This is a genomic window from Barnesiella sp. CU968 (assembly GCF_905219685.1).
In the GTDB taxonomy this organism is placed as follows: Bacteria; Bacteroidota; Bacteroidia; order Bacteroidales; family Muribaculaceae; genus Lepagella; species Lepagella muris_A.
Genome location: NZ_CAJMXD010000484.1, coordinates 1 through 1,916 on the forward strand (window position 1 = coordinate 1; position 1,916 = coordinate 1,916).

Sequence of the window (1,916 nt, forward strand, 5' to 3'; positions counted from 1 at the left end):
TGGGTGTGGATTACATAAGGATGGACTTCATGTGCTGGTATGAGGATGGCGATCCGGGACGCGATTATCCGGTGACGTGCGGTTACGGAAGAGAGCGTTATGAGCGCGGTCTTGCCTACATCTGTGAGTCTGCTTCCAAATACGGTATTTTCACATCTATCGTGATGCCTGAACTTTACAATGACGGCGAATTGGAAAGGAAATATTGCAACATGACCCGTATCGTTCAGGATACGAATATAGGTGGTTGGCATCATTTCTCTTCTTTCAACAGGGGCAAGATATATGACCGCTGGCCTTATGCCGACAATCAGATGGACGGTTTCACGCACTGGAGCCATATAGGCGGAAAGGGGAAAATTATCCTTGACGGTGATTTCCTTCGCCTTAACAAATGTGCCAATGACGATGAACGCCGTTCACAGGTGTCACTGCAGCTGATAGCCGGAGGTCCTGTGACCATCGCCGACACCCCCGAGACTATAGGAAATCTTGACAAGTTCTATACCAATGAAGAGCTCCTTGCCTTGAATACCGACGGATTTATAGGAAAACCATTATCTGACGAGATCGACAGCGAAGGCAGTTGCATATGGTATGGCACGATGAGCAATGGAGATGTCGTGATGGCGATGTTCAACCGAGAGGAAGCTCCTCGCAAAATGAGCGTGAATCTTTCGGAAATCGGACTTTCCGGAGAATACAAAGTGCGAGACCTTTGGAAACATGCCGATGAATCCGCAGTTGAATCCGTTTTCACGGTTACTGTCCCGCGTCATGGTTGTAAAGTTGTTAAACTCACAAAATAAATTATTTAATTAACCTTAAAAGTTATGAAACAAAATTTACTTAAGGCGATGGCATTAGGCGGTGTCATGCTGTTGAATGCAGTCTCTATTTCTGCTGCAATTCCCGAACATCTTTATATGGTAGGCGAAGCTTCGCCAAGTCTGTGGCATATTGATCTGGCTCAGGAAATGACTAACGAGGGCGATGGGGTATTCAGCTATCGCGGTAACCTTTATAATCAGAACCTTCAGTTTATTGATGCAAGAAACTGGGATGGAGTGCGTTATGTTCCGGAACATTCAGGCACATGGCTTATTAATGCACGCGAGGCGAACGTTATAAGTGCTGTCGGGAATGAAAACCGTTGGTGGGTGACTGAGCCGGGAACCTATGATGTTAAAGTCTATTTTAGTGATAACGGTGAATCTGTGATGATAACTGCGCAATGGGTTGACGAGTTGTCTCCGTTGGTTGTTCCCCTTGGAGCTGCCACAAATCAGTGGGACACGGCATCTGTTCCTCCCACATTCAACATTTATCCTGAAGAAGGAACCGAGGATGTATTCGTATGGGAGGGTACGCTGTCTCCTAATGACGGTTGCAGTCATTTTAAATTTATCTCCTATCCGAGTAATTATTGGGAGACTTGGTTCTATTTTCCATCCGAATTGGATTTTAACGGAAACGTGAAGCTTGTAAAGGCGGGAGAAACATATCCGGTAAGAAGAACTTGGGGCAATAGTGAAAATGCTCAAGACCATTTCTGGGGATTCCCGGCAGAGGCATGCACTCCTGATAAAAAATATAAGGTGACACTTAACCTTGGTGAGAATACAATAAAATTTGAGAACATTGTAGAGTCAGGAGTTAATGAAATTGCCGGAACTGAATTGAAAGCAAGCTTTATAGGTGGTGACCTGGTTGTGGAGGGTGCTTCCGCCGGAATTGAAGTCTATGACATATCCGGTCGTAAGGTGGCTCAGTCAAATGGTGGCTCACTTACCGTTGCAGGTCTTTCCAATGGAGTCTATGTTGTGAAGACAGCAGGCAAGGTAGTCAAGATTGCGAAATAATCGTTTTGAATATTGAGGCTTTAGGTTTTTTTAAAAGGTCTTTAGAGTCTTTAA

1 protein-coding gene and 1 pseudogene are annotated in these 1,916 nt (G+C 44.9%); both read left to right on the forward strand.

What is annotated here, in order from left to right; all coding sequences use genetic code 11:
• A pseudogene (locus JX312_RS12935) lies at positions 1 to 809 on the forward strand (glucan 1,6-alpha-isomaltosidase); the annotation flags it as partial.
• A gap of 24 nt (positions 810 to 833) precedes the next feature.
• Entirely contained in the window at positions 834 to 1,862 is a 1,029-nt protein-coding gene (locus tag JX312_RS12940) for a T9SS type A sorting domain-containing protein (RefSeq protein ID WP_204458336.1), read from the forward strand.
• Positions 1,863 to 1,916 lie beyond the last annotated feature (54 nt).